The 21,931-nt window shown below is 70.0% G+C and carries 18 protein-coding genes; 5 read left to right on the top strand and 13 right to left on the bottom strand.

Translation table 11 applies throughout. From position 1 onward, the window contains the following. Positions 1-62 precede the first annotated feature (62 nt). The 3 genes from RKE25_RS12060 to RKE25_RS12050 form a co-directional block, all read right to left on the bottom strand. Positions 63-659, bottom strand: a complete 597-nt coding sequence (locus tag RKE25_RS12060) for a 2-hydroxychromene-2-carboxylate isomerase (protein WP_311838345.1) — start codon at positions 657-659, stop codon at positions 63-65. Beyond that, on the bottom strand, positions 656-1,537 hold the full coding sequence (locus RKE25_RS12055) for a CmcJ/NvfI family oxidoreductase (protein ID WP_311838344.1): 882 nt from the start codon (positions 1,535-1,537) through the stop codon (positions 656-658). Before RKE25_RS12055 ends, RKE25_RS12060 begins: the two co-directional genes overlap by 4 nt. Before the next feature lie 105 nt (positions 1,538-1,642). Next, positions 1,643-2,566 carry a LysR substrate-binding domain-containing protein gene (locus RKE25_RS12050; RefSeq protein WP_311838343.1) on the bottom strand — a complete coding sequence of 308 codons (924 nt, stop codon included), beginning with the start codon at positions 2,564-2,566 and terminating at the stop codon, positions 1,643-1,645. Positions 2,567-2,744: 178 nt separating this feature from the next. Between RKE25_RS12050 and RKE25_RS12045 the strand changes: the two genes are divergently transcribed. Together RKE25_RS12045 and RKE25_RS12040 are read left to right on the top strand one after the other, a co-directional pair. Further along, positions 2,745-3,593 carry a polysaccharide deacetylase family protein gene (locus tag RKE25_RS12045; protein ID WP_311838342.1) on the top strand — a complete coding sequence of 283 codons (849 nt, stop codon included), beginning with the start codon at positions 2,745-2,747 and terminating at the stop codon, positions 3,591-3,593. After that, on the top strand, positions 3,590-4,840 hold the full coding sequence (locus RKE25_RS12040) for a putative glycoside hydrolase (protein WP_311838341.1): 1,251 nt from the start codon (positions 3,590-3,592) through the stop codon (positions 4,838-4,840). The genes RKE25_RS12045 and RKE25_RS12040 overlap by 4 nt, the downstream gene beginning before the upstream one ends. Positions 4,841-4,887: 47 nt before the next feature. Here the strand turns inward: RKE25_RS12040 and RKE25_RS12035 are convergent, their stop codons facing one another. From RKE25_RS12035 to RKE25_RS12020, 4 genes are read right to left on the bottom strand one after another with little or no spacing between them, the layout of a single operon-like run. Continuing rightward, complete coding sequence (locus RKE25_RS12035) at positions 4,888-6,027, bottom strand: ABC transporter permease (RefSeq protein WP_311838340.1); 1,140 nt, start codon at positions 6,025-6,027, stop codon at positions 4,888-4,890. A 2-nt stretch (positions 6,028-6,029) separates the two neighbouring features. Beyond that, entirely contained in the window at positions 6,030-8,786 is a 2,757-nt protein-coding gene (rbbA, locus tag RKE25_RS12030; protein WP_311838339.1) for a ribosome-associated ATPase/putative transporter RbbA, read from the bottom strand. A gap of 3 nt (positions 8,787-8,789) precedes the next feature. Beyond that, positions 8,790-9,860, bottom strand: a complete 1,071-nt coding sequence (locus RKE25_RS12025) for an HlyD family efflux transporter periplasmic adaptor subunit (RefSeq protein WP_311838338.1) — start codon at positions 9,858-9,860, stop codon at positions 8,790-8,792. Next, positions 9,857-11,341 carry an efflux transporter outer membrane subunit gene (locus tag RKE25_RS12020; RefSeq protein WP_311838337.1) on the bottom strand — a complete coding sequence of 495 codons (1,485 nt, stop codon included), beginning with the start codon at positions 11,339-11,341 and terminating at the stop codon, positions 9,857-9,859. The genes RKE25_RS12025 and RKE25_RS12020 overlap by 4 nt, the downstream gene beginning before the upstream one ends. Positions 11,342-11,638: 297 nt before the next feature. On the opposite strand from RKE25_RS12020, the gene RKE25_RS12015 reads away from it, so the two are divergent. From RKE25_RS12015 to RKE25_RS12005, 3 genes are all read left to right on the top strand, one after another. Then, positions 11,639-13,381, top strand: a complete 1,743-nt coding sequence (locus RKE25_RS12015; RefSeq protein ID WP_311838336.1) for an alpha/beta fold hydrolase — start codon at positions 11,639-11,641, stop codon at positions 13,379-13,381. 70 nt (positions 13,382-13,451) lie between these two features. Further along, positions 13,452-14,894 (top strand): bifunctional enoyl-CoA hydratase/phosphate acetyltransferase, encoded by a 1,443-nt coding sequence (locus RKE25_RS12010; protein ID WP_311838335.1) that lies wholly within the window; start codon positions 13,452-13,454, stop codon positions 14,892-14,894. Then, positions 14,891-16,069, top strand: a complete 1,179-nt coding sequence (locus RKE25_RS12005) for an acetate/propionate family kinase (protein WP_311838334.1) — start codon at positions 14,891-14,893, stop codon at positions 16,067-16,069. Before RKE25_RS12010 ends, RKE25_RS12005 begins: the two co-directional genes overlap by 4 nt. An 8-nt stretch (positions 16,070-16,077) precedes the next feature. On the opposite strand, the gene RKE25_RS12000 is transcribed toward RKE25_RS12005, so the two are convergent. The 6 genes from RKE25_RS12000 to RKE25_RS11975 all read right to left on the bottom strand — a co-directional run bounded on the left by RKE25_RS12000 (position 16,078) and on the right by RKE25_RS11975 (position 21,917). Then, positions 16,078-16,410, bottom strand: a complete 333-nt coding sequence (locus RKE25_RS12000; RefSeq protein ID WP_311838333.1) for a hypothetical protein — start codon at positions 16,408-16,410, stop codon at positions 16,078-16,080. A gap of 95 nt (positions 16,411-16,505) precedes the next feature. Next, positions 16,506-17,975: a multicopper oxidase domain-containing protein gene (locus RKE25_RS11995; protein ID WP_311838332.1), complete on the bottom strand. Its 1,470-nt coding sequence runs from the start codon at positions 17,973-17,975 to the stop codon at positions 16,506-16,508. A gap of 136 nt (positions 17,976-18,111) precedes the next feature. Further along, a complete protein-coding gene (locus RKE25_RS11990; protein WP_311838331.1) occupies positions 18,112-18,933 on the bottom strand; it encodes a heme ABC transporter ATP-binding protein in 822 nt (273 codons plus the stop codon). Then, positions 18,930-19,988 carry an iron ABC transporter permease gene (locus RKE25_RS11985; protein WP_311838330.1) on the bottom strand — a complete coding sequence of 353 codons (1,059 nt, stop codon included), beginning with the start codon at positions 19,986-19,988 and terminating at the stop codon, positions 18,930-18,932. Before RKE25_RS11985 ends, RKE25_RS11990 begins: the two co-directional genes overlap by 4 nt. Beyond that, positions 19,985-20,842: an ABC transporter substrate-binding protein gene (locus RKE25_RS11980; RefSeq protein WP_311838329.1), complete on the bottom strand. Its 858-nt coding sequence runs from the start codon at positions 20,840-20,842 to the stop codon at positions 19,985-19,987. The genes RKE25_RS11985 and RKE25_RS11980 overlap by 4 nt, the downstream gene beginning before the upstream one ends. Next, on the bottom strand, positions 20,835-21,917 hold the full coding sequence (locus tag RKE25_RS11975) for a ChuX/HutX family heme-like substrate-binding protein (RefSeq protein ID WP_311838328.1): 1,083 nt from the start codon (positions 21,915-21,917) through the stop codon (positions 20,835-20,837). Before RKE25_RS11975 ends, RKE25_RS11980 begins: the two co-directional genes overlap by 8 nt. Positions 21,918-21,931: the final 14 nt, after the last annotated feature.

Below are 21,931 nucleotides of genomic sequence, written 5' to 3'. Positions count from 1 at the left end.
AACATTCCATTCCGTAACGCGCACCGTCCACCTGCGATTTCCGTTCGCGACGAAAAACCGCGTCACCACGCCACCGCCCCCATCGCCGCCTCCAACGCATCCTCCAGGCGGTCGTTCCCCCAATACCGCTCGCCGCGCACGAAGAACGTCGGCGCGCCGAAGACGCCCCTCGCCGCCGCGGCTTCCGTCCGCTCGCGCAAGCGCTGCTTCACCTCGTCACTCGCAGCCTCGCGCAGCAACTCGTCGGCGGATACCCCGAGACCTTCGAGCGCTTCGCGCACGGCTTCCGGGTTGTCGATATCGCGGTCTTCGCCGAAGTTCATCCGCATCACGCGCCGGCAGTATTCGGCCATCCACGGCTGCTCCTCGCCCAGCAGCGCCACGCGCATCGGCAGCAGTGCGCGCCGGGGAAACCGGCTGGGCTGCTGCCATGGCAGGCCGTACTTGCGGCACTGCCGCGGCATGTCCTGCCACACGTAGTCGCCCTTGGCTTTCTGCAACACGAAGGGAGAGCTGTCCCAGCCCATCGCCTTGAAGATGGGCCCCAGCAGGAACGGCCGCCAGACCACGCGCACGCCGCGGACGGCCGCCTCCTGCTCGATGCGCATCACGGACAGATAGCTGTAATTGCTACCGAACTCGAACCAGCACTCGATCATGAAACACTCCCTTGTCGTTCATCGAACAGGACCAGGCAACGCGCCTCGATGCTCAGGCGCGGCGGCGCGCCAGCCGGCGCCTCGGGGTGGGCGAAGGCCGCATGCGGCACCAGCCGCGCGACGCCGCTCCACTGCGAGTCGTACTGTTTGAAGACCAGCACCTCGTGGCGATCCATTCCGGGGTAATGCCACCAGCGGTGGCGCGGCGAGCGCAGCGCGACATAGATCGCCCCGGTGCGCCGCGGATAGCGCACCTCGGCTTCGACCAGATCGGAGGCATCGACGCTGCGGGCGTCGCAGACCGCCAGCGGCGTATCCAGCACCGGCCCGCGCAACGAACGCCAGAGATTGACGATGCAATAGCGCGGCCCCGCGCCGATGCCGGCATCTTCGCCCAGCACGAGAGCCAGGCGCAGGCGGCCGGAGCGTTCGGTGTAGTCGTTGTGGATGCGTGCATTGGGCGCCGCGGCCCGCCCACGCGCCGACCGGCCGAAGTCGAGCGACGCGACCGGGGCGCTCTCGCGCACCAGGTGATCGAACACGTACGCCCGCTGCCCGCCCGTCGCGGCCAGGGCCAGCGCCTCCAGCTCCGGGTAGTAGACGCGGCGGATTTCCTCATCGTCGCCATGGTCGCGCAGCGCCGTCGGGGCATTCCACAGCGCGAAGCCCTCACGATGCACCGACGGTCGGTTTCGCCACTGGCGAGCGTCACCGATGTCGACCGGGCAATCGTCATAGCGAGCGCTTTCCCACGGCGTGCCCGGCGGCGGTTCGAAGGCGTAGTGCACCGGCGCCTGCTCATTCGGCGCGAGATAACTGAGCGTGGCGCGCACCGCCGGCGGCGACGGCGGCGCGGAAAGGGCGAAGGTGTAATTCATGGCCGATCCCGGCTAAGGAAGAGCCTTCAGTGAACGTCGCCGCCCTCCCCGCTTCAAGCGCAAAGCATGCACCAATCACATGCGCCGTACGCATGCGAAAGCGCGTCAGCGGCGGGACTCCTTCCGGCCGATGCCGGCCTCCTCGACCAGCCATTCCGCCACGGCGCGAACGTGGGCTCGCGGCGACGACTGCGCGCGGATCAGCCAGTAGGCATGGTCGGTGCCGGACGGTGGACGCGGCGCATCCAGCGCGCGGAGCCGCCGCTCCTCGAACCACAGTTCCAGCAGCGGCATACGCCCGAGCGCGACGCCCTGGCCGGCCGCAGCGGCATGCACCACCTGGTCGTATTGATTGAAGCGCAGCATCGCCTTGGGCCGGACCTTCCAGCCGCGCGCCTCGAACCAGGCCCGCCACTGCAGCCAGGGACGCCGGTCGTCGTCGTACTCGAGCAGGACCTGCCCCTCCACGTCGGCAGCGCTGCGCCAGCGGCGCACGCCCGCTGCCGGCCGGGCGACCGGCACCAGCTGTTCGCCGAACAGGTGCTCGGCGCCGGGCGGCGCGTCGGCGCGCGCGCAGTAACGGATCGCCAGGTCCACGTTCTCCGCGCGCAGATCCACCAGCCGGTTGCCCGCCGCCACGCGCAGGTCGATGCCGGGATGGCGCTGCTGGAACCGGCCCATGCGCGGCAGCAGCCACAACCCGGTCACGCCGATGCTCGCGCTGACGGTCACCGGTCGCTGCTCCGGGGCGGGCGCGACGGCGGCCAGGGTTTCCTGCAGTTGGCGCAATGCCAGGTCCGCGCTGCGAAACAGCCGCTCGCCCTCCGCGGTAAAGCCGATCGAGCGATGCCCGCGGCGCAGCAGCCGCACGCCCAGCCGGCTTTCCAGCGCCTGCACCTGCCGGCTCACCGCGGACTGGGTGAGGCACAGCTCGGCGGCGGCCGCGGTGACGCTCATGTGCCGCCCGACCGCAACGAAGCCGCGGAGCGGCTCCATCAATCCGTTGAGCGAAAGCAGGCTATCTGACATGCGTTGTCCTCATGCAGGAGGGGCCAGCCTAGCGACGGGTACGTCCGGGCGGCAAGGCATCCGTGGCGTCGTTCCCTTTGGAACGCCGGACGATGGTGCGCGCTTGATCTGCATCAACCGGACCACCCCGCCGGACCGCGCACACTAACCGCCAGACACTCATCGTCATGGATGCCGTATGCCGACCCTCCTGCGGCGCGCGCCCGATGCGTCGCGGCGCCTGCACGCCCTCCTCTGCCTGCTTTGCCTGTCCCTCTGCGTGCCGCTGGCCGCCGTCGGCACCGATGCCTCGCCTGTCGGCGACCAGCCGAAAGTGGCGATCCTGGTCTATCACCGCTTCGCCGATCGCATGAACGACGGCATGACGGTGCGCATGTCCACGTTCGAAGCCCAGCTGGCCTACCTGCACGCGCGCGGCTATCGCATCGTACCGCTGCGCGAGGTGCTGGCCTGGCTGCGCGATCCGGCCGCCAAGCTGCCGCCACGAGCCGTCGTGCTGACCGTCGACGATGGGCATCGCTCCGTGTACGAGGCCTTGCTGCCCGTTGCTCGACGCGAGCGCTTGCCGGTGACGCTGTTCATCTATCCCTCGGCGATCTCCAACGCGCCCTATGCCATGACTTGGGAGCAGCTGCGCGAACTGCATGCGACTCACCTGTTCGACATCCAGTCGCATACCTATTGGCACCCCAACTTCAAAATGGAACGCCGGCAGCGCGATCCGGCGGATTACCTGGCGTTCGTCGACGCCCAGCTGCTTCGTTCAAAGGCCAGGCTCGAACGCGAGCTGGGCGTGCCGGTCGACCTGCTTGCGTGGCCGTTCGGCGTGCATGACCCGCTGCTGCACGACCGGGCGGCGCAAGCGGGGTATGTCGCCGGATTCACGCTCGAGGCACGACTCGTACATCGCGGCGACGCGATCATGGCCCTGCCCCGTTTCCTGATGACGGATGCCGTCACGCCCAGCGCTCTTGCCCGCCTGCTGGGAGAGCGGGAACGCCCCCCGGAGCCAGTGAATTCGTTATGAAACGCGTCGTACTCATGCTGTTCCTGTTCCTGTCCCTGACCGCCGCCACCGATGCGATGGCCCAGGCCGCGCGAGGCCTCGTCGTCGACGCATCCACGCAGCAGCCGATCGCCGGCGCGGTCGTGACCATCGACGGCTCCGAACGGCGCGCCGACGGCGAGGGTGCGTTCGATCTGCCGGCCGACGCCCGGCAGGTGCTGGCGCGGGCGCCGGGCTATCGGCGGACGGACCAGCCGGCGCCGCTCGACGCAGCGCCGCTCACGATCGCCCTGACCCCGTTCCGCCCGAAAGCCGTCTATCTCTCCGCCTATGGCGTCGCCAACCCGGGCCTGCGCGACGCAGCGCTCGCGCTGAAGGAAAGCAACGGCATCAATGCCTTGGTGATCGACTTGAAGAGCGACCGCGGCCAGACCCCCTACTCCAGCGCCGCGCGCGAGACGATCGGCGCCACCCGCTTTGCGCCGCCCTCGCCGCACGCCGGGCTGGACCGTCTGGTGCCCGAGTTGCACCGCCAGGGCTTCTACCTGATCGCGCGCGTCGTGGTGTTCAAGGACGGGCCGCTTGCCGGCGCCCATCCGGAATGGGCTGTGCACGACGCCGCCGGCGGCCCGTGGCAGGACCGCGAGCAACTCGCCTGGACCGACCCATTCGTGCACGAGGTATGGGATCACAACATCGCCATCGCGGAGGAAGCGGCGCGGATGGGCTTCGACGAGGTGCAGTTCGACTACGTGCGCTTTCCCGACGCCGGCTCGCCGCATTTCTCGCAGCCGAGCACGCGCGCCGCACGTGTCGCTGCCATCGATGGTTTCCTGCGCGCGGCGCGCGAACGCCTGGCGCCTTACAACGTATTCCTCGCCGCAGACATCTTCGGCTACGTCTGCTGGAACGCCGACGACACCGCCATCGGCCAGCAGCTGGAAACGCTGGCGCCAACGCTGGACTACCTGTCGCCCATGCTCTACCCCTCCGGCTTCACCTGGGGCCTGCCCGGACAGGCCAACCCGATGCTCGATCCCGGCCGCATCGTCAGCCGCTCGCTGGCCGAAGCCCGGCGCCGCACCGGCCTGCCCGGTGTGCGCTTCCGTCCCTGGCTGCAGGCCTTCCAGGACTATGCCTTCGACAAGCGGGAGTTCGGCGCGCACGAGATCGGCGCGCAGACGCAGGCCGCGGAGCGGCAGGACAGCGATGGCTGGATGCTGTGGAACCCGCGCAACCGCTACGACCCGGCCACGCTGCCGCACTGACGCCAGCGTGACGACAGCCTGCGCCATCAGCCAGGCCGCCGCTCCGCTCAGGCCATCTGGCTGATCGTCCGGCGGAACCGGCCCAGCGCCACGCCGAACAGCACTGCGCCGATCGCCAGGTTCGCGAGCAACTGCGGCCACACCACGCCCAACCCCGCGCCGCGGTAGAGAATGGCCTGGCCGACCGACACATAATGCGTGGTCGGTGCGGCCAGCATCACGTCGCGCACGAACGCCGGCATGCTCTCGCGCGGCGTCGTGCCGCCGGACAGCAGCTCCAGCGGCACCAGCACGAGCACGATCAACATGCCGAACTGCGGCATCGACCGCGCCACCGTCGCAAGGAAGATGCCCAGCGACGTGGTGGCGAACAGGTGCACCGCGGTGGCCAGCATGAACAACGCGACCGAACCGTGCACCGGCACGTGCAGCGCGCCCTGCACCACGAAAACCAGGGCGACCAGCGCCGCCAGCGCCACCACCAGCCCCATCGACCACACCTTGGCGACCATGATCTCGAACGGATTCACCGGCATCACCAGCAGATGTTCGATGGTGCCGTGCTCGCGCTCGCGGATCAGCGCCGCGCCAGTGAGGATGATCGACAGCATGGTGACGTTGTTGATGATCTCCATCAGCGCGCCGAACCAGCTTTCCTCCAGGTTCGGGTTGAAGCGCGCATGCAACACCAGGTCCACCGGCGGCACGCTCGCGCCGCGATGGCGCTGCACGAATTCGTTCACCTCGTCGTTGACCATCTGCTGGATGTAGCCGTTGCCGGTGAAGGCCTGGCTCATGCGCGTGGCGTCGATGTTCAGCTGCATTGAAGGCGTGCGCCCGGCGAGCACATCGCGCTGGAAATCCGGCGGAATATCCAGCACGAAGGTGTAGCGGCCGCTGTCCATGCCGGCATCCATCTCTGCCAGGGAGATCAGTTCCGGACGGCGGAAGTGCGGCGGATAGAACGCCGAGGCGATGCGCGCGGACAGCGGCGAACCGTCCTCGTCGACGATGGCGATCGTGGCGTTGTGCAGGCTTTCCGGCAACGCGGTGGCGGCGACATAGATCGAGACGGTGAAGGTGTAGGCAATCAGCACCAGCATCATCGGATCGCGCAACAGGCTCCACAGCTCCTTCACGCCGAGGCGGAAGATGGCCGCGAACTGCGCGCGCGTATCGAGGCGCACGATCAGTGCTCCTGTTTGCGCAGCAGCTGCAGCGCCGCGCCGAGGATCACCGGCACGGCCAGCGCCAGCGGCAGGAACGAGCCGCCCAGGTCGCCAAGGCTCAGCGCCTTGCTGAAGACGCCGCGGCTGATGGTGAGGAAGTGGGTGGCCGGATACACCGCACCGATCGCCGCGCCCGCGCCTTCCAGCGACGACACCGGATTGAGCAGGCCGGAGAACTGCACGCAGGGGATCATCGTGCCGATCATGGTTACGAACATGGCCGCGATCTGGCTGCGCGTGAAGGTGGACGCCAGCAGCCCGAAGCTGGTCGAGGAAGCGACGAAGACCAGCGCGCCCAGCGTGAGCGTGGCGAAGCTGCCCTTCACCGGCACGCCGAACACGGTCACGGCCAGCAGCGTCATCAGCAGGAAATTGAACATTGCCAGCGCCACGTACGGCAGCTGCTTGCCGAGCAGGAACTCGGCCCGCGTCACTGGCGTGGTGTAGAAATTGAGGATCGACCCCAGCTCTTTCTCGCGCACCACCGACAGCGCCGCCAGCATGGCGGGAATCATCATCAGCAGCAGCGGAATCACCGCCGGCACCATCGCCGGCAGACTCTTCACGTCCGGGTTGTAGCGATAACGCGTCTCCACCGCGGCCGGCGCGGCCAGCGTGGCGCCGAGGCGACGGCGCGCCATGTCGACCAGCCAGCCCTGGTGCATGGCCTGCACGTAGCCGCGAACAGTTTCGGCGCGCGTCGGCATGGCGCCATCCACCCACGCGCCGATCTGCACACCGGCGCCGCGCTCCAGGTCGCGACCGAATCCGGGCGGAATCTCGATCGCCAGGGCCAGCCGTCCCGCGCGCATGCGCGCATCGAGGTCGGCATAGTCGGTCACCGCTGGCTTCTCGATGAAATAGCGCGAGCCGGACAGATTCAGCGCATAGGCCTGGCTGAGCGCGGTCTGGTCGCGGTCGAGCACCGCGTACGGCAAGTCCTCCACGTCCATGCTGATGCCGTAGCCGATGATGAACATCAGCACCGCGGTGCCCAGCAGCGCCAGCGTGGCGCGCACCGGATCGCGCCGCAGTTCCAGCGTCTCGCGCAGGGAGTAGCTGAAAGCCCGCGCGACGCTGAAACGAAACCGCCGCGCCCTGCCCGCGCGGGCGGATGCCGGCTTGGGCGCGGCGCCGGAGAGAGGCGCGGCCGGCGCGGCGGCCTCCGCTTCCACGCCGCTCGCTTCCTTCAGGTAGGCGATGAACGCATCTTCCAACGTCGCCGTGCCGCGCGCCCTTACCAGCCCTGCCGGACTGTCGCTCACCAGCACGCGCCCGGCGTGCATCAGCGAGATGCGATCGCAGCGCTCCGCCTCGTTCATGAAATGCGTGGAGATGAAGATGGTGACGCCGTCCTTGCGCGCCAGATCCACCATCAGCTGCCAGAACATGTCGCGCGCCACCGGGTCCACCCCGGACGTCGGCTCGTCGAGAATCAGCAACTCCGGCCGATGCACCACCGCCACCGCAAGCGAAAGGCGCTGGCGCATGCCCAGCGGCAGGCGTTCGGGCAGCGCGGCGCGCGCGTGCTCCAGGCCGAAGCGCCGCAGCATCTCGTCCACGCGCGGGCCGATATCCGGCTCAGGCACCTGGAACAGCCGCGCGTGCAGCACCAGGTTCTGTTCCACCGTCAGTTCGCCGTACAGCGAGAAGGACTGCGACATATAGCCCACGCGGCGGCGCGTGGCGAGGTCCTTCGGATCCACCTCGCGCCCGAACAGCCAGGCCTGGCCCTCGCTGGCTGGCAGCAGGCCGGTGAGCATCTTCATGGTGGTGGTCTTGCCGCAGCCGTTGGAGCCGAGGAAGCCGAAGATCTCGCCGCGGCGGATGCGGAAGTCCACATGGTCGACCGCAGTGAAATCGCCGAAGCGCATGGTCAGGCCGCGCGCTTCCACCGCGGCTTCGCCGTCCGCGCCGGCCGCCTTGGCCAGCGGCGGCACCGCCACGGCGCGGTGTCCCTGGCGGCGGTCTTCCGGCAGCAAGGCGATGAAGGCCGCCTCCAGCGTCGCCGTGCCGGTGCGTTCGCGCAGTGCGGCCGGCGTGCCCGTCGCCAGGACGCGGCCGCGATCCATCGCCGCCAGCCAGTCGAAGCGCTCGGCTTCCTCCATGTACGCCGTGGCGACCAGCACGCTCATCCCGGGCCGCTGCGTGCGGATGCTGCCGATCAACTCCCAGAACTGGCTGCGCGACAGCGGATCGACGCCGGTGGTCGGTTCGTCCAGGATCAGCAGGTCCGGATCGTGGATCAGGGCGCAGCACAGCCCGAGCTTCTGCTTCATGCCGCCGGACAGCTTGCCGCACGGTCGCGACAGAAACGCCCTGAGCCCGGTGCTGGCGGTGAGCGCATCGATACGCCGCCGGCGCTCGGCCGCATCGTGGCCGAACAGGCGGCCGAAGAATTGCAGGTTCTCCTCCACCGACAGCGTGGGATACAGATTGCGCCCCAGGCCCTGCGGCATGTAGGCGATGCGCGGACACACCTCGGCGCGGTAGCGCGCCGAGGCGATGTCGCCGCCCAGCACGCTGACCCGCCCTTCCTGCACCTTGCGCGCGCCGGCCACCAGCGCGAGCAGGCTGGACTTGCCCACCCCGTCCGGGCCGATCAGCCCGGCCATGCACCCGCCGGGCAGATCGACCGCGACGCTATCCAGCGCCAGCGTCCGGCCATAGCGAAGGCTGACGCCGGCGAGGCGGGCGGCGGGCAGCGGTCCGTCCATGGGTCAGGGCACGCGCACGGCCAGGCTGGCGGGCCACTGCGTGCCGTCGTCCAGCTTGATCCAGGCCACGCCGGGCAGCCCGGTCTTCACCAGCTTCAGGTGCTTGCGCAGCAGCTCGCGGTCGATCTGCGCCTTGACGCGGAACATCAGCTTCTGCCGCTCGCTGGCGGTTTCCACCGTCTTGGGCGTGAACTGCGCGGTGCTGGCGACGAAGGACACCTTGGCGGGGATCACGTACTGCGGCGCCGCGTCCAGCACCACGCGCACGTCGCTGCCCATGGCCAGCTTGCCGGCTGCCGTCTCGGGCACGAAGAACGTCATATAGACGTCCGACACGTCCACCAGGTTGAGCACGCGACCGCCGCTGCCCAGCACCTCGCCCGGCTGCGCGATGCGGTATTGCACACGGCCGTCGCGCGGCGCGACGAGCGCGCTGTCGTCGATGTCGGCTTTCACGCGCGCCACCGTCGCATCGGCCGCCTTCACCGTGGACTGCGCGCCCAGCACCTGCGTGCGCGCCGCCGCCACCGCCGCCTCGGCCGATTTCACTTGTGCGCGGGCGGCGTTCAACGCGGCCTGCGCGCCGCGCACGCGGGCGCGGTCGTCGTCCAGTTCCTGCACCGAGGACGCCCCTTCGCGCGACAGCGTCTCCGAGCGCGCCAGCCGGCGCTGCGCGGCGTCCAGCTCGCTTTCGCGCAAGGCCGTCTGGGCCAGTGCGGTCTGCCGGTCGCTCTCGCGCACCGCCACTTGCGCCTCGGCACTGGCCACTGCGGACACCGCCTGCTGCTGCCGCGCGACCGCCTCGTCGCGCTGCGCCTCCAGGGACTGGATCTGCATATGGCCCAGCACCTGCCCGGCACTGACGAAGTCGCCCTCGTCCACCAGGATGTCCTGCACGCGGCCGGGCAGCTTGGTAGCGACGTCGATCTCGGTCGCCTCGATGCGGCCGTTGCCGCTGACGAAGCCCTCGCCCGGGCCGCTCGGGCGCATCGCGCGCCACAGCAGGTAACCGCCGGCCAGGACCGCCACGGCGATCAGCAAGGGCAGCAATCGATGCTTGAGATTCGGGCTCATGGCTGGCTCGCGCCGTCGGCGTCGGAAGGGTGGTCGGGAGGAACGCGCGTGCCGCCGCCGAGCGCGGCATACAGGCTCACGCGACTGGACAACAGAGCCCGGCGCACCTGCACCAGCTGCTGCTGCGCGCTGAGCAGGTCGCGCTGCGCGTCCAGCACTTCGAGGAAGGCTGACGAGCCCGCGTCGAAGCGCAGCTTGGAGAGGCGCGCGCGTTCGCTCTGCGCATCCAGCGCGTCTTGCGCAATGCGCACCTGCTCGGCCAGCCAGTAGTGGGCGGACAAGGCGTCGGCCACGTCGCGAAATGCGCCTTGCACCGTCTTCTCATAGTTGGCGACGGCTTCTTCGCGGCGGGCCTTGCTCAGGTCCAGGTTGCGCCGCAGCTTGCCGCCCTCGAACAGCGGCACGGAAAGGCTGGGCGCGAACAGCCAGCCGCGCGTGCCGGCGTCGAACAGTCCGCTGAGTTCGCCGCTGACGCTGCCGTACGCGCCGGTCAGCGTCACGCGCGGAAAGAATGCCGCGCGCGCCGCCCCGATGTTCGCGTAGGCGGCCTTGAGCTGGTATTCGGCGGCGACGATGTCCGGCCGCCGCGTCAGCAGGTCCGATGGAAGGCCTGGCGCAAGGTCCGCCAGCATATGGCGCTCGTCCAGCGGCTCCGTCGCCGCCGGCAACTCCAGCGGCTGCCCGACCAGCAGCGCCAATGCGTGCGCCTGTTGCTCGCGGGCCTGGCGCAGTTGCGCCACCAGCGCTTCGGCCTGGCTCAGCAAGGTCTGCACCTGGGTGAGATTGAGCCGCGAGGTGGCGCCCACCTCCACGCGCCGGCTGAAGATGCGCAGCGATTCGCGGCGGCTGTCGGTCGTCTGTTGCGCCAGCGCGATGCGTTCGTCCAGTTCGCGCAACCCGAGGTAGGCATTCGCGACCTGCGCGACCAGGCTCAGCGCAAGCGCGCGGTGCGCTTCGGCAGAGGCCAGATAGGTATCGCGTGCGGCATCCTTCAGAGCGCGCAAGCGTCCGAAGAAGTCCAGCTCCCAACTCGACACCACTACGTCAGCGCTGTACTGGTCTACCCGCAGCGGCACGCCGAGCGGACTGGCGCTCGCCGGGAGATTCGCACGCGTGCGGCCCAGCGACCCGCCCAGCGAGGGAAACAGGTCCGCGCGCTGGATACCGTAAGCCGCCTCCGCCTGGGCCACGCGCGCGGCGGCGACGCGCAGGTCGCGGTTGTGTTCCAGCGCCTGCGCGATCAATGCACGCAGATGCGGATCGGTGAAGTAGTCGCGCCAGTCCGTCGCGGCGGCATCGAGCCCGCCCCCGCCCAACTCGCCGCCGTTTGAAACGCTGGCGGCATCATAGCGTTCGGGTACGGGCGACGGCGGCTGCCGATAAGGCGGGTCCATCGAGACGCAGCCGGCGAGCAGGCTGGTGGCAACGCACACCATCGCTCCGACGGCTCGGCTCCTCGCCCGGACCTTCCCCTGTCTCATGCCTGCATCGCTCCTGGGATGCGCACCGTGTTTCCCGCGGAAGTCCGGCAGAGTGTCCCCGGGCCGGACGGGAGTGGAGGCCGCGACGGCCTCGTCGATGCCAACTCTGATGAGCCGGACGGCTCAGCGCAACATCGCGTGGCTAAATGTCGCAAGCGCGTCATGCCGGCGCGCCAGGCTTTAGCTTTGCGCAAGCCGGATGGCCGTCCGAACGCCATGCTACGCTGCCTCGCAGCAAGGGGCCGTCCACCGCCACGCCATGGCGCGAAGCCTGCGCGCTTCGCCGGGAGGATCGTCATGCCAGTCGCCTCGCCCGCAGTGCCCGCCACGCTCGCCGCGCGCCTGGACCAACGCGTCCACGCCGGCCTCGCCCGCGCCACCTTCTCCGTCTCCCCCGCATCGCTGACCCTGGCCTGGGCGGACTGGGCCATGCATTTGCTCGGCTCGCCCGGCAAGCGCATGGAACTGGCGCGGCATGCCGGCGAAACCTGGGCGCAGTGGTGGGGCTACACGCTGCGCGCGGCCTGGACCCACGGCGCAGGCGAAGCCTGCATCGAGCCGCCGGAAAAGGACCGCCGATTCGTTTCGTCCGAATGGCAGGCCTGGCCATTCGCGCCGCTGCAGCAGGGTTTCCTGCTCAACGAACGCTGGTGGAACGAAGCCACGCGCGGCGTGCGCGGCGTCGCGCCGCATCATGAGGACGTGGTGAACTTCGCCGCCCGGCAGTGGCTGGACATGTGCTCGCCCGGCAACTTTCCTGCCACCAATCCCATGGTGCTGGATCGCACGCTGTCGCAGGGCGGCCTCAATCTCGCCCGCGGCTTCCTGCACTGGCTGGACGACGCGCGTCGTTACGTGCAAGGCGAGCCGCCGCGCGGCGCGGAGAGCTTCGTGGTCGGTCGCGACGTTGCCGTCACGCCGGGCAAGGTGGTGATGCGCAATGCGCTGGCGGAGCTGATCCAGTACGGCCCGACCACCGATCAGGTACGCCCCGAACCGGTGCTGATCGTGCCGGCGTGGATCATGAAGTACTACATCCTCGACCTGTCGCCGGCGAACTCGTTGATCAAGTACCTGGTCGACCGCGGCCACACCGTGTTCTGCCTGTCCTGGAAGAACCCCGGCGTGGAGGAACGCGGCTTCGGCATGCAGGACTATCTCGACCTAGGCCTGCGCGCCGCCCTCGATGCCGTCGCGGCGATCGTGCCGGAGCGGAAGATCCACGCCGCCGGCTATTGCCTGGGCGGCACCCTGCTCGCCATCGGCGCGGCGGCGATGGCGCGCGATGGCGACGACCGGCTTGCCTCCATGACGCTGTTCGCCGCGCAGACCGATTTCAGCGAACCGGGCGAGCTGGCCCTGTTCATCGACGACAGCGAAGTGGCCTATCTCGAAGACCAGATGGCGCGCACCGGTTATCTCACCGCCGGGCAGATGGCCGGCGCGTTCCAGATGCTGCGCTCGTACGACCTGCTGTGGTCGCGCCTCGTCGGCGAATACCTGATGGGCGATGCCGAACCCATGAACGACCTGATGGCATGGAACGCGGACGCCACGCGCATGCCGGCGGCGATGCATGCCGAATATCTGCGCCGTCTGTTCCTGCACAACGACCTGGCCAGCGAACGCTATCCGGCCGATGGCCGGCCGGTGTCGCTGGGCGACCTGCGGCTGCCGGTGTTCTGCGTGGGCACGGCCACCGACCACGTCGCGCCGTGGCGCTCCGTCTACAAGCTGCACAACGAAGTGCCGGCCGAGATCACCTTCGTACTCACGTCCGGTGGCCACAACGCGGGAATCGTCAGCGAGCCGGGCCATCCGCACCGCAGCTATCAGCTGGCGACGCGACCGCCGAACGGCGCCTACCAGTCGCCCGACGACTGGGCCGCGACGGCCCCGCACGAGAACGGCTCCTGGTGGCCCGCCTGGGCCGCGTGGCTGGAGGCGCGTTCGGGCGAGCCCGCATCGCCGCCGGCGATGGGCGCGGCCGATCGCCCGGCGCTCGATGACGCCCCGGGCACGTACGTGCTGGAAAGATGATGCAGCTCGCCCGCTTATGCCCTTCCTCTCATCCACTCCCGCCTCCACACTTCCGCCCCCTGGGTGACGCATGAACGATGCTGAGACGACCGCAGCGACGCCCGTCCGCGAGGACGACGGCGCGCCGCGCCTGATCCGTAACCGTGTGTTCGACGAGATTGCGATCGGAGACGCGGCCGCCATCGAGCGCACGCTCACGCCGGCGGACATCCAGTTGTTCGCGGCAATCTCCGGCGACGTGAACCCCCAGCATCTCGACCCGGCCTACGCCGCGTCGACCCGCTTCCACGGCGTGATCGCACACGGCATGTGGGGCGCGGCGCTGATCTCGGCAGTGCTCGGCACGCGCCTGCCGGGGCCGGGCACGATCTACCTGGGCCAGACCCTGCGCTTCCACGCGCCGGTACGCATTGGCGACACGTTGACGGTGCGCGTGCAGGTCACCGCACGCGACCCCGCCGGCAAACGCCTCACACTGGCCTGCGCCTGCACCAACCAGGATGGCGTCGTGGCGATCGAGGGCGAAGCGCAGGTGATCGCACCGACCGAGCGTATCGAGCGTCCGCGTGCCACCCTGCCCGAGATCCGCCTGCTCGACAGCGCGGGAAAGACCTTGCTCGACTACGTGCGTCCGCTCGGCGCGATCCGCGTGGCCGTGGTGCATCCCTGCGACGAATCCAGCCTGTCCGCGGTGTTCGACGCGATGCGCGCCGGCCTGATCGAACCGGTGCTGGTGGCGCCGCGCGCCAAGCTGGAGGCGGTAGCGCGCCAGGCGGGGCTGGACCTGGCCGGCCTGGCGATCGACGACGTGCCGCACAGCCATGCCGCGGCGGCACGTGCGGTGGAGCTGGCCGGCAGCTGCCAGGTGGAGGCGCTGATGAAAGGCAGCCTGCACACCGACGAGCTGATGGCCGCCGTGGTCGCGCACGATTCGCCGCTGCGCACCGCGCGGCGCATGTCGCACTGCTATCTGATGCATACGCCGGCCTACCCGCGCCCGTTCATCATCACCGACGCCGCCATCAACATCGCGCCGGATCTGGACGCGAAGGCGGACATCGTGCGCAACGCGGTGGAGCTGGCCAACGTCATCGGCGTGGAGCGGCCGCGCGTGGCGATCCTGGCCGCGGTGGAAACCGTGAACGTGCGCATGCAGGCCACGCTGGACGCAGCAGCCTTGTGCAAGATGGCCGATCGCGGACAGATCGCCGGGGCCACGCTGGATGGCCCGCTGGCCTTCGACAACGCCATCTCCGCCGCCGCGGCGCGTATCAAGGGCATCGCCTCGCCCGTGGCCGGCCTGGCGGACGTGCTGGTGGTGCCGGACCTTGAGAGCGGCAACATGCTGGCCAAGCAGCTCGAATACCTGGGCGGTGCCTCCAGCGCCGGCATCGTGATGGGCGCGCGCGTGCCGATCGTGCTGACCAGCCGCGCCGATTCGCGCGAGACGCGCGTGGCCTCCTGCGCCGTGGCGGCACTGGTCGCGCATCGCTACCGAAAGGCGAAGCCATGACGGCATGGGTGGCGGTACTCAACTGCGGCTCGTCCAGCATCAAGTTCGCGCTGTTCGACGCCGCGCGATCGCCGTTGCCGCGCACCCCGCCGTGGAGCGGCAAGGTGGAAGGCATCGGCGGCGCGGATGCCACCTATCAGGACACCGACACACCGGCGACCTCGATCGCGCTGGAGGAAGCCGATCCTTATCACGCCGCGCTCGCCCGTATCCGCGAGCGCATGCGCGAGCGGATCGGCGGCGGGCAGCTGGCGGCGGTCGCGCATCGCGTGGTCCACGGCGGCGCCCGATACTTCCAGCCGGCGCGCATCGACGCGCAGGTGCTGGCCGACCTGCGTAGCTACATTCCGCTGGCGCCGCTGCATCAGCCGTTCGCCCTGGAAGCGATCGACGTTTTGCTGCGCGAGCGTCCGGACATTCCGCAGGTGGCGTGTTTCGACACGGCGTTCCACCACACCCTGCCGGACGTGGAAAAAGTCTTGCCGCTCACCGCCGACGCCTGGGAAAAAGGCTTGCGCCGCTACGGTTTCCACGGGCTGTCCTACGAATACCTCGCCATCGCGCTGGCCGAACGCCACGGTGCCCACGCGCGCGGACGCACCCTCTGCGCGCACCTGGGCAGCGGCGCCAGCCTGTGCGCGATGGACGATCTGCGCAGCGTCGCCACCACCATGGGCTTCTCCGCACTCGACGGACTGATGATGGGCACGCGCTGCGGCACGCTGGATCCGGGCGTGGTGCTGTATCTGCTGGAGAGCGAGAAGCTCAGCGCGCACGAGCTGGGCCAGCTGCTTTATCACCGCGCCGGCCTGCTTGGCTTGTCCGGCGTGTCGGCCGATCTGCGCGAACTGCTGCCGCGCGAGACGGCCGACGAACGGGTCGCCCTGGCGATCGCGCTGTACGTGCGCCGCATCGTGCGCGAGATCGGCGCGATGGTCGCCGTGCTCGGCGGACTGGACCTGCTGGTGTTCTCGGCGGGCGTCGGCGAGCACAACCCCACGATCCGCGAGCGCGTCTGCCGCGGGCTGTCGGCGTTCGGCATCGTGCTGGACGGGGACGCCAACGCGGCCAACGCGCCGGTCATTTCCTCGCCCGACAGTCGCGTGCGGGTCGCGGTCGAGCCGACCAACGAAGAATGGATCGCGGCGCGGGATGCGCTGGCGGTGGTGCGCTGAAGTCCCCGCTAGGCGGGATGACGCTTGCCGCAGCCGAGGCATGCGCGATGCGGCCCCCGGAGTCCGGTGCGCATACGCCCCAGCAGACAGCCGCATACGTAGCAGACGACCGCCCTGCCCCGGCGCCACCGCAGCCGCCGCCCGGCCTGCGCCGCATATAACCCCACGCTGGCCGCGCCGCCGGCGACGATCAGGCAGGAAGCCAGGTCCACCGCCGGGCCGCCGGCGCGGGCCGGCGCATCCAGCCACGCCTGCGCCGCCCAGGCGAGCAGCGCGCCGCAGCAGGCGGGCAACAGGCAGGGTGCCATCAGGCGCAGGCACATCCGGTCGACGTACGACATGGCGGGCTCTCCGGGAACGAGCCGGCAAGCGTCGCCGAGGCGCATCTCACCGCTTGAGATCACCGCGCATCCGATCGGATGGGCCACGTCCGGATTCAGGCCACCTCGAACAGCGCCATGAAGCCGTAATCCATGTGCAGCTGCATGTGGCAGTGGAACAACGACAGCCCGGGCTGCCCGGCGATCACATCCACTTCCATGGTCTGATAGCCGCCGAGCATGGCGACGTCCTTGACCAGTCCGCCAGCAGGCTGGCCGGCCACGCTGACGATCTCGAAGCTGTGCCGGTGCAGGTGCATGGGATGGATGTCGTCGCTGGCGTTGCGCATGCGCAGCCGGTAACGACGGCCCCGATGCAGGCGGAACATGGGCCGCATCGCATGCATGTCGAAGGCCGCGCCATTGATGGTCCAGCGATTGAAACCGCCGAGTGCGGCGTTGTCCTTGGCGAAGACCAGATCCAGCACCTCGTCCGGCGCCACGGGACGCGCCACGGGATCGGCGAAGCGGCGGTAATCCCAGCCGGACGGCACCGGCTTTTCCCAGCGCGGCTTGCCGTGCTGACCCGCGTACTCGACCACCACGCCCATGCCGCGCTCGCGATCCTCATCGGCGAGGTCCCCCAGCACCCACACGCCGGGACGGTGCATAGTCACGATCGCGCTGATCCGCTCGCCCGCACCCAGCCAGAGCACCGGCACCTCCGCCGCGCGCGGCACGGGGTTGCCATCCAGCGCCACCACCTTGAACACATGCCCCGGCAGCGCCAGGCTGCGATTTTCCGTGGCGCTGCCGTTGACCACGTGGAACAGCACGCGCTCCCCGGCCTTGACCCGGATGGGATCGCCATGGCCCAACATGCGCCCGTTGATCGAGAAGGACTGATAGCCCACTTCGTAGCCGTGCGCCGTGCCCCGCGCCAGCGAAGCTTTCATCGCCGCTTCGCCTTGCGTTTCGAGCCTGGGGTCGCGCGCTGAGGGCCGCAGGAAATCCGCAGCCATGTCGCCGCCTTTGCTGAAGAACGGCTCGAATTCCTTCAGCACCAGGAAGACTTCGCGGTCATAGGCGCCCGGCTCGCGGCGCGGCTCGATGTACACCGGCCCGACCAGGCCGCCGTACTGGCCGAGGCTCAGGTCGTCGCCGGCGACCAGATGCGAGTGATAGAAGCGAAAACCCGCCGGTCCTGGCACGAAGGAGAGCCGCCGCATGCCGCGCGCGGGAATGAAAGGCGTGCCCTCCTCGGCGGAGCCGTCCACGTCGACCGGCACCGTCTGCCCATGCCAATGCAGCTGTTCCGGTACGTCGGTGTCGTTGTGCACGTCGACCGTCACGCGCTGCCCTTCCTTGAGGCGGATCAGCGGGCCGGGAAACTGGCCGTTGAACGTGTTGACCGAAACGATGCGATCCGGCGCCAGTTCGACCAGGGCGCGACGGATGCGCAGGTCATAGTCGGCGGGACCGGCCTGCGCGGAAGGCATCCCAACGCCACGCGCGACCGCCGGCAGCAGCGGGCCGAGAGCGGCGGCACCGCCCAGCTTGAGGAACGCGCGGCGATCGAGCGGCATGCGAGGGCTTCGTCCGAAAAACGCCATCTTGATACCGCCTGCCGGATGAAGCGAGCGGCAAGGCCGACGGCAAATTTTTGCGCGCGGCGACAGCCAGCGAGCAAGCCCCTCCAGGAGGCCCGTCCAGCAGGCATGCTCAGGCGGCGTGAATCGACAGCCGCCCCCGCGGGTCGCGGTCGCAGCTCAGCGCGGTCCCGTAAATGCGCGACAGCACGTCGCCGTCGAGCACCTGCTCGACGCTCCCCTGCCGCGCCAGCTGTCCCTGCGCCAGCAGGGCGACGTCGTCGGCATAGCGCGCGGCGAGGGAAAGGTCGTGCAGCACAGCGATCACGCCGAAACCGCGCTCGGCCATGCCGCGCGCGTGGCGCAGCAATTCGTGCTGGTGGGCGATGTCGAGTCCCGCCTCGGGTTCGTCCAGCAGCAGCCAGCCCGGGGCGTCGCGACAGTCCCACACCTGCGCGAGCACGCGCGCCAGCTGCACGCGCTGCTGCTCGCCGCCGGAAAGCTCCAGGTAATTGCGCGCGCGCAGCTCCCAGGTGCCGGTGGCCTGCATCGCGGCTTCCACGACGCGGCGATCCGCGGCATCGGGCGAAGCGGCACCGTAGAGGCTGCGGCCGAGCATCGCCACTTCATCCGCGCGAAAGGCGAAGCCAAGTTGCACGCGCTGCGACAGCATCGCGCGGCGGCGCGCCAGCTCCGCCGCCGGCCAGCGCATGAGCGGCACACCGTCCAGCGTGGCCACGCCCAACGACGGCCGCAGCAGGCCGGCGAGAATGCCGAGCAGGCTGCTCTTGCCGGCGCCGTTCGGGCCGATCAGGGCCAGCAGCCGGCCCGGCCGCGCGCGCAGATGCACGGCCTGCAGCACGCGCCGGCCGCCATAGTTCAGGTGCACGTCGCGCGCTTCCAGCACGCGATCCTCCGGCGCAGACGCGACGCGCCAATCCACCGCCACGTTCATGCCGCCTCTCCCGTCCGCAGGCGCATCAGCAGCCACAGGAAGAACGGGCCGCCAAGCAAGGCCGTGATCACGCCGACCGGCAGCTCGGTCGGCGCCACCACGGTACGCGCCACCGCATCGGCGCCGATCATCAGGCTCGCTCCCGCCAGCGCAGATGCGGGCAGCAGCAAGCGATGATCCGGCCCCCAGCGCAGCCGCAACACGTGCGGCACCAGCAGGCCGACGAAACCGATCACGCCGCACATCGCCACGGCCGCGCCCGTCGCCAACGCCACCAGCAGCACCAGCCGGCGCCGCAACCGCGCGGGGTCGAAGCCGAGCAGGCTGGCCTCGCGCTCGCCCAGCAACAGCGCATTGAGCGCGCGTGCCTGACCCGGCAGGCAGGCCAGCGGCAAGGCCATCAGCGGCGCCACCGCGGCGAGCCGGGCCCAGTTCGTGCCGCCCAGGCTGCCCAGTGTCCAGAAGCTCAGGTCGCGCAGCTGATGCTCGTCCGCGAGATACGTGAGCATGCCTACGCCCGCCATTGCGATGGCGTTGATCGCCACACCGGCGAGCAGCAGCGTGGCCACGCCCGGGCGGCGCGCCCCGCACAGGTACACCAGCCAGGTCGCCAGCAATCCGCCCGCGAATGCGGCGCCGGCAATACCGAACGAACCGAGCCCCGCCGGCAGCGCCGCCACGACGCTGCCGCCGAGCACGATCATGCCGATCGCACCGAGCGCCGCGCCGGCCGACACGCCGACGAGGCCCGGTTCCACCAGTGGATTGCGGAACAGGCCCTGCATGGTCGCGCCGCTGCAGGCCAGCGACGCGCCGACCAGCGCGGCCATCAACACGCGCGGCAGGCGGAGCATGAGCACCACCGCGTCGTCGCCCTGCGCGGGACGTCCATCCAGCCAGCGCAGCAGCGCGCCGAGGACCTCGGCGGCCGTCAGCGGCATCGCGCCGGACGCCATGCCGGCGATCGCCGCGGCGAGCAGCAACAGGGCCAGTCCGCCCAGCGCCCACGGGCGTGGGCCAGACGCACGTGCCCGCGGCAGTGCCACGCTGTTCACGGGCGCAGATCCGCCAGCAGGCGCTGCAATCGTTGTTCGTGCTCCGCATTGCGCGGGCCGAAGCCGAGCAGCGCCTGGCCGTCCACGAACTCGATGCGCCGCTGCCGCCCGGCGGGCGTCAAGGCGACGCCCGGCAGGCGAAGTACGCCTTCAACGCCACCGACCGCTTCCTCGCGCTCCCGCATCAGCAGGATCACGTCCGGCGCCAGCGCGGCCAGCGCCTCGGGCGATACCGCTTTGTAACCGGTGAAGCCGTCGCCGGCATGGGTGCCGCCGGCCAGCGCGATCGCGCTGGCCGCGGCGGTTTCGCGTCCGGCCGCCTTAGGGCTGCCCTCGGTGGCCATGAGGAACAGCACGCGCGGATGGCGCGGCATGGCCGCGACGGCTTGGGCGAGCGCCGCGTACGCCGACGCCAGCCGCGCCGCGAGCGAAGCCGCCGCCGCATCCCGGCCGAGCGCGTGCCCGACCGCCCGCACTTTTGCGGCCACGCCTTCTGGTGTGCGCGTGGTCGGCATCAGTTCGATGCGCACGCCGGCATCGCGGAGCTGGGCGATCACCGGCGGCGGGCCGGCATCGTGCGTGGCCAGGATCAGCGTCGGCCGCAAGGCCAGCACGCCTTCGGCGGCGAGCTGACGCACGTAGCCGACGTCGGGCAGTTCGTGCGCGGCCGCCGGCCATTGGCTGGTGCTGTCCACGCCGACCAGCGCGCCCTGCGCCTCCAGCGCGTACACGGTCTCGGTGATGTCGCCGCCCAGGGCGACCACGCGCGGCGCCTCCGCGGCGAATGCCGGCGACAGCTGTGCGCAGAACGCGAGCGCGACCGCGCCGATCCAGCAACGGGTGCGCTCAGCCATGACTCACCTCCGCGCCCGGCAGGCTTTCGGCCAGCGCACGCCAATCCGCCAGTTCCGGCGTGCCCGGCTTGCGCTTGCCGAAGCACTGGGCGATTTGCCCGCCATGCGCGTCGTACAGCTCCAGCGAGGTCACCTGTCCTTCCGGGCTGGGCTTGCGCACCACCCAGCTCTCGGCGATGTGGTCCTCGCGCAGGTGCAGGTTGAAATCCTCGTCCAGCACATTGAGCCAGGGGCCGACCGTCTTGATGTCATGCACGGGCCCGGTGTGGATCTGCACCACGCCGGGCGAGCCGACGAACACCATGATCGGCAGGCCAGTGGTTGCAGCGCGTTCCAGTACCGTACGCATGGCGCCGTCGCCGACGCGCCGCGCGAATTCGTCGCCGGCCAGGCGCAAGGCCTGCGTTCGAGTGACCTCGTGCTTCTTCAACATGGCGAAGAAATCGTGCGGATCGCGCAGCCGGCGCCAATGTTCGCGCAGCGAGGCGACGTCCACTGCTTCGTCGCCGCGTCGCCGCGGCAGCGGATCCTCGACGTCGGCGAGTTCGAGCAGCGGCGACTGCACCGGCGCGGCGAAACGCCCGATCAGGCCGGCCCACTCGTCGGCACGGCTGTGCTCGGTGAGATAGACCTTGTGCACCGCGCGGCCGTCGCCGTCGAAGAACTGCAGGCTGCGCAGCCAGCGCCCGCGCGATTCCTCGCGCACGGCGAAGCCGAACACCCAATGCCGCAGGAACAGGCGCAGGTCGATCGCCTCGTCCAATACCACGCCCATGGCGCCGCCGATCTCGATGTTCCGGAAGCTGCCTTTCTTCTCGTGCACGCAGCTCTCGTTGCGCGTCAGCACCATCACGCGGCCAAGCACTGGCAAGGCGTGGATCAGCTCCGCCCAAGGCCCTTGCAGGCGCGTAACGCTGTCGCCGCAGCGGCTGGCGACCAGTTCGGCCTCGCTCACGCCCAGGCGCGCGGCCAGGTCGCGGGCCCGCAGCTGCGGCTGTTCCTCGCGCAGGCGGCGCCAGGCGTCGAGCAGTTCTGGCAGCGACGGCGCGGTGTGGGTGGCGATGTCGTTCAACATGCTCGATGCTCCTT

The sequence above is a fragment of the Dyella sp. BiH032 genome, from assembly GCF_031954525.1.
Classification (GTDB): Bacteria; Pseudomonadota; Gammaproteobacteria; order Xanthomonadales; family Rhodanobacteraceae; genus Dyella_D.
This window is presented reverse-complemented; position numbering and strand designations above follow the sequence as displayed.

What these genes read in the sequence shown, in the direction of transcription:
- RKE25_RS12060 (WP_311838345.1), bottom strand. Translation starts at nt 659, where the DNA reads ATGATCGAGTGCTGGTTCGAGTTCGGTAGCAATTACAGCTATCTGTCC.
- RKE25_RS12055 (WP_311838344.1), bottom strand. Translation starts at nt 1,537, where the DNA reads ATGAATTACACCTTCGCCCTTTCCGCGCCGCCGTCGCCGCCGGCGGTG.
- RKE25_RS12050 (WP_311838343.1), bottom strand. Translation starts at nt 2,566, where the DNA reads ATGTCAGATAGCCTGCTTTCGCTCAACGGATTGATGGAGCCGCTCCGC.
- RKE25_RS12045 (WP_311838342.1), top strand. Translation starts at nt 2,745, where the DNA reads ATGCCGACCCTCCTGCGGCGCGCGCCCGATGCGTCGCGGCGCCTGCAC.
- RKE25_RS12040 (WP_311838341.1), top strand. Translation starts at nt 3,590, where the DNA reads ATGAAACGCGTCGTACTCATGCTGTTCCTGTTCCTGTCCCTGACCGCC.
- rbbA (WP_311838339.1), bottom strand. Translation starts at nt 8,786, where the DNA reads ATGGACGGACCGCTGCCCGCCGCCCGCCTCGCCGGCGTCAGCCTTCGC.
- RKE25_RS12025 (WP_311838338.1), bottom strand. Translation starts at nt 9,860, where the DNA reads ATGAGCCCGAATCTCAAGCATCGATTGCTGCCCTTGCTGATCGCCGTG.
- RKE25_RS12020 (WP_311838337.1), bottom strand. Translation starts at nt 11,341, where the DNA reads ATGAGACAGGGGAAGGTCCGGGCGAGGAGCCGAGCCGTCGGAGCGATG.
- RKE25_RS12015 (WP_311838336.1), top strand. Translation starts at nt 11,639, where the DNA reads ATGCCAGTCGCCTCGCCCGCAGTGCCCGCCACGCTCGCCGCGCGCCTG.
- RKE25_RS12010 (WP_311838335.1), top strand. Translation starts at nt 13,452, where the DNA reads ATGAACGATGCTGAGACGACCGCAGCGACGCCCGTCCGCGAGGACGAC.
- RKE25_RS12005 (WP_311838334.1), top strand. Translation starts at nt 14,891, where the DNA reads ATGACGGCATGGGTGGCGGTACTCAACTGCGGCTCGTCCAGCATCAAG.
- RKE25_RS12000 (WP_311838333.1), bottom strand. Translation starts at nt 16,410, where the DNA reads ATGTCGTACGTCGACCGGATGTGCCTGCGCCTGATGGCACCCTGCCTG.
- RKE25_RS11995 (WP_311838332.1), bottom strand. Translation starts at nt 17,975, where the DNA reads ATGCCGCTCGATCGCCGCGCGTTCCTCAAGCTGGGCGGTGCCGCCGCT.
- RKE25_RS11990 (WP_311838331.1), bottom strand. Translation starts at nt 18,933, where the DNA reads ATGAACGTGGCGGTGGATTGGCGCGTCGCGTCTGCGCCGGAGGATCGC.
- RKE25_RS11980 (WP_311838329.1), bottom strand. Translation starts at nt 20,842, where the DNA reads ATGGCTGAGCGCACCCGTTGCTGGATCGGCGCGGTCGCGCTCGCGTTC.
- RKE25_RS11975 (WP_311838328.1), bottom strand. Translation starts at nt 21,917, where the DNA reads ATGTTGAACGACATCGCCACCCACACCGCGCCGTCGCTGCCAGAACTG.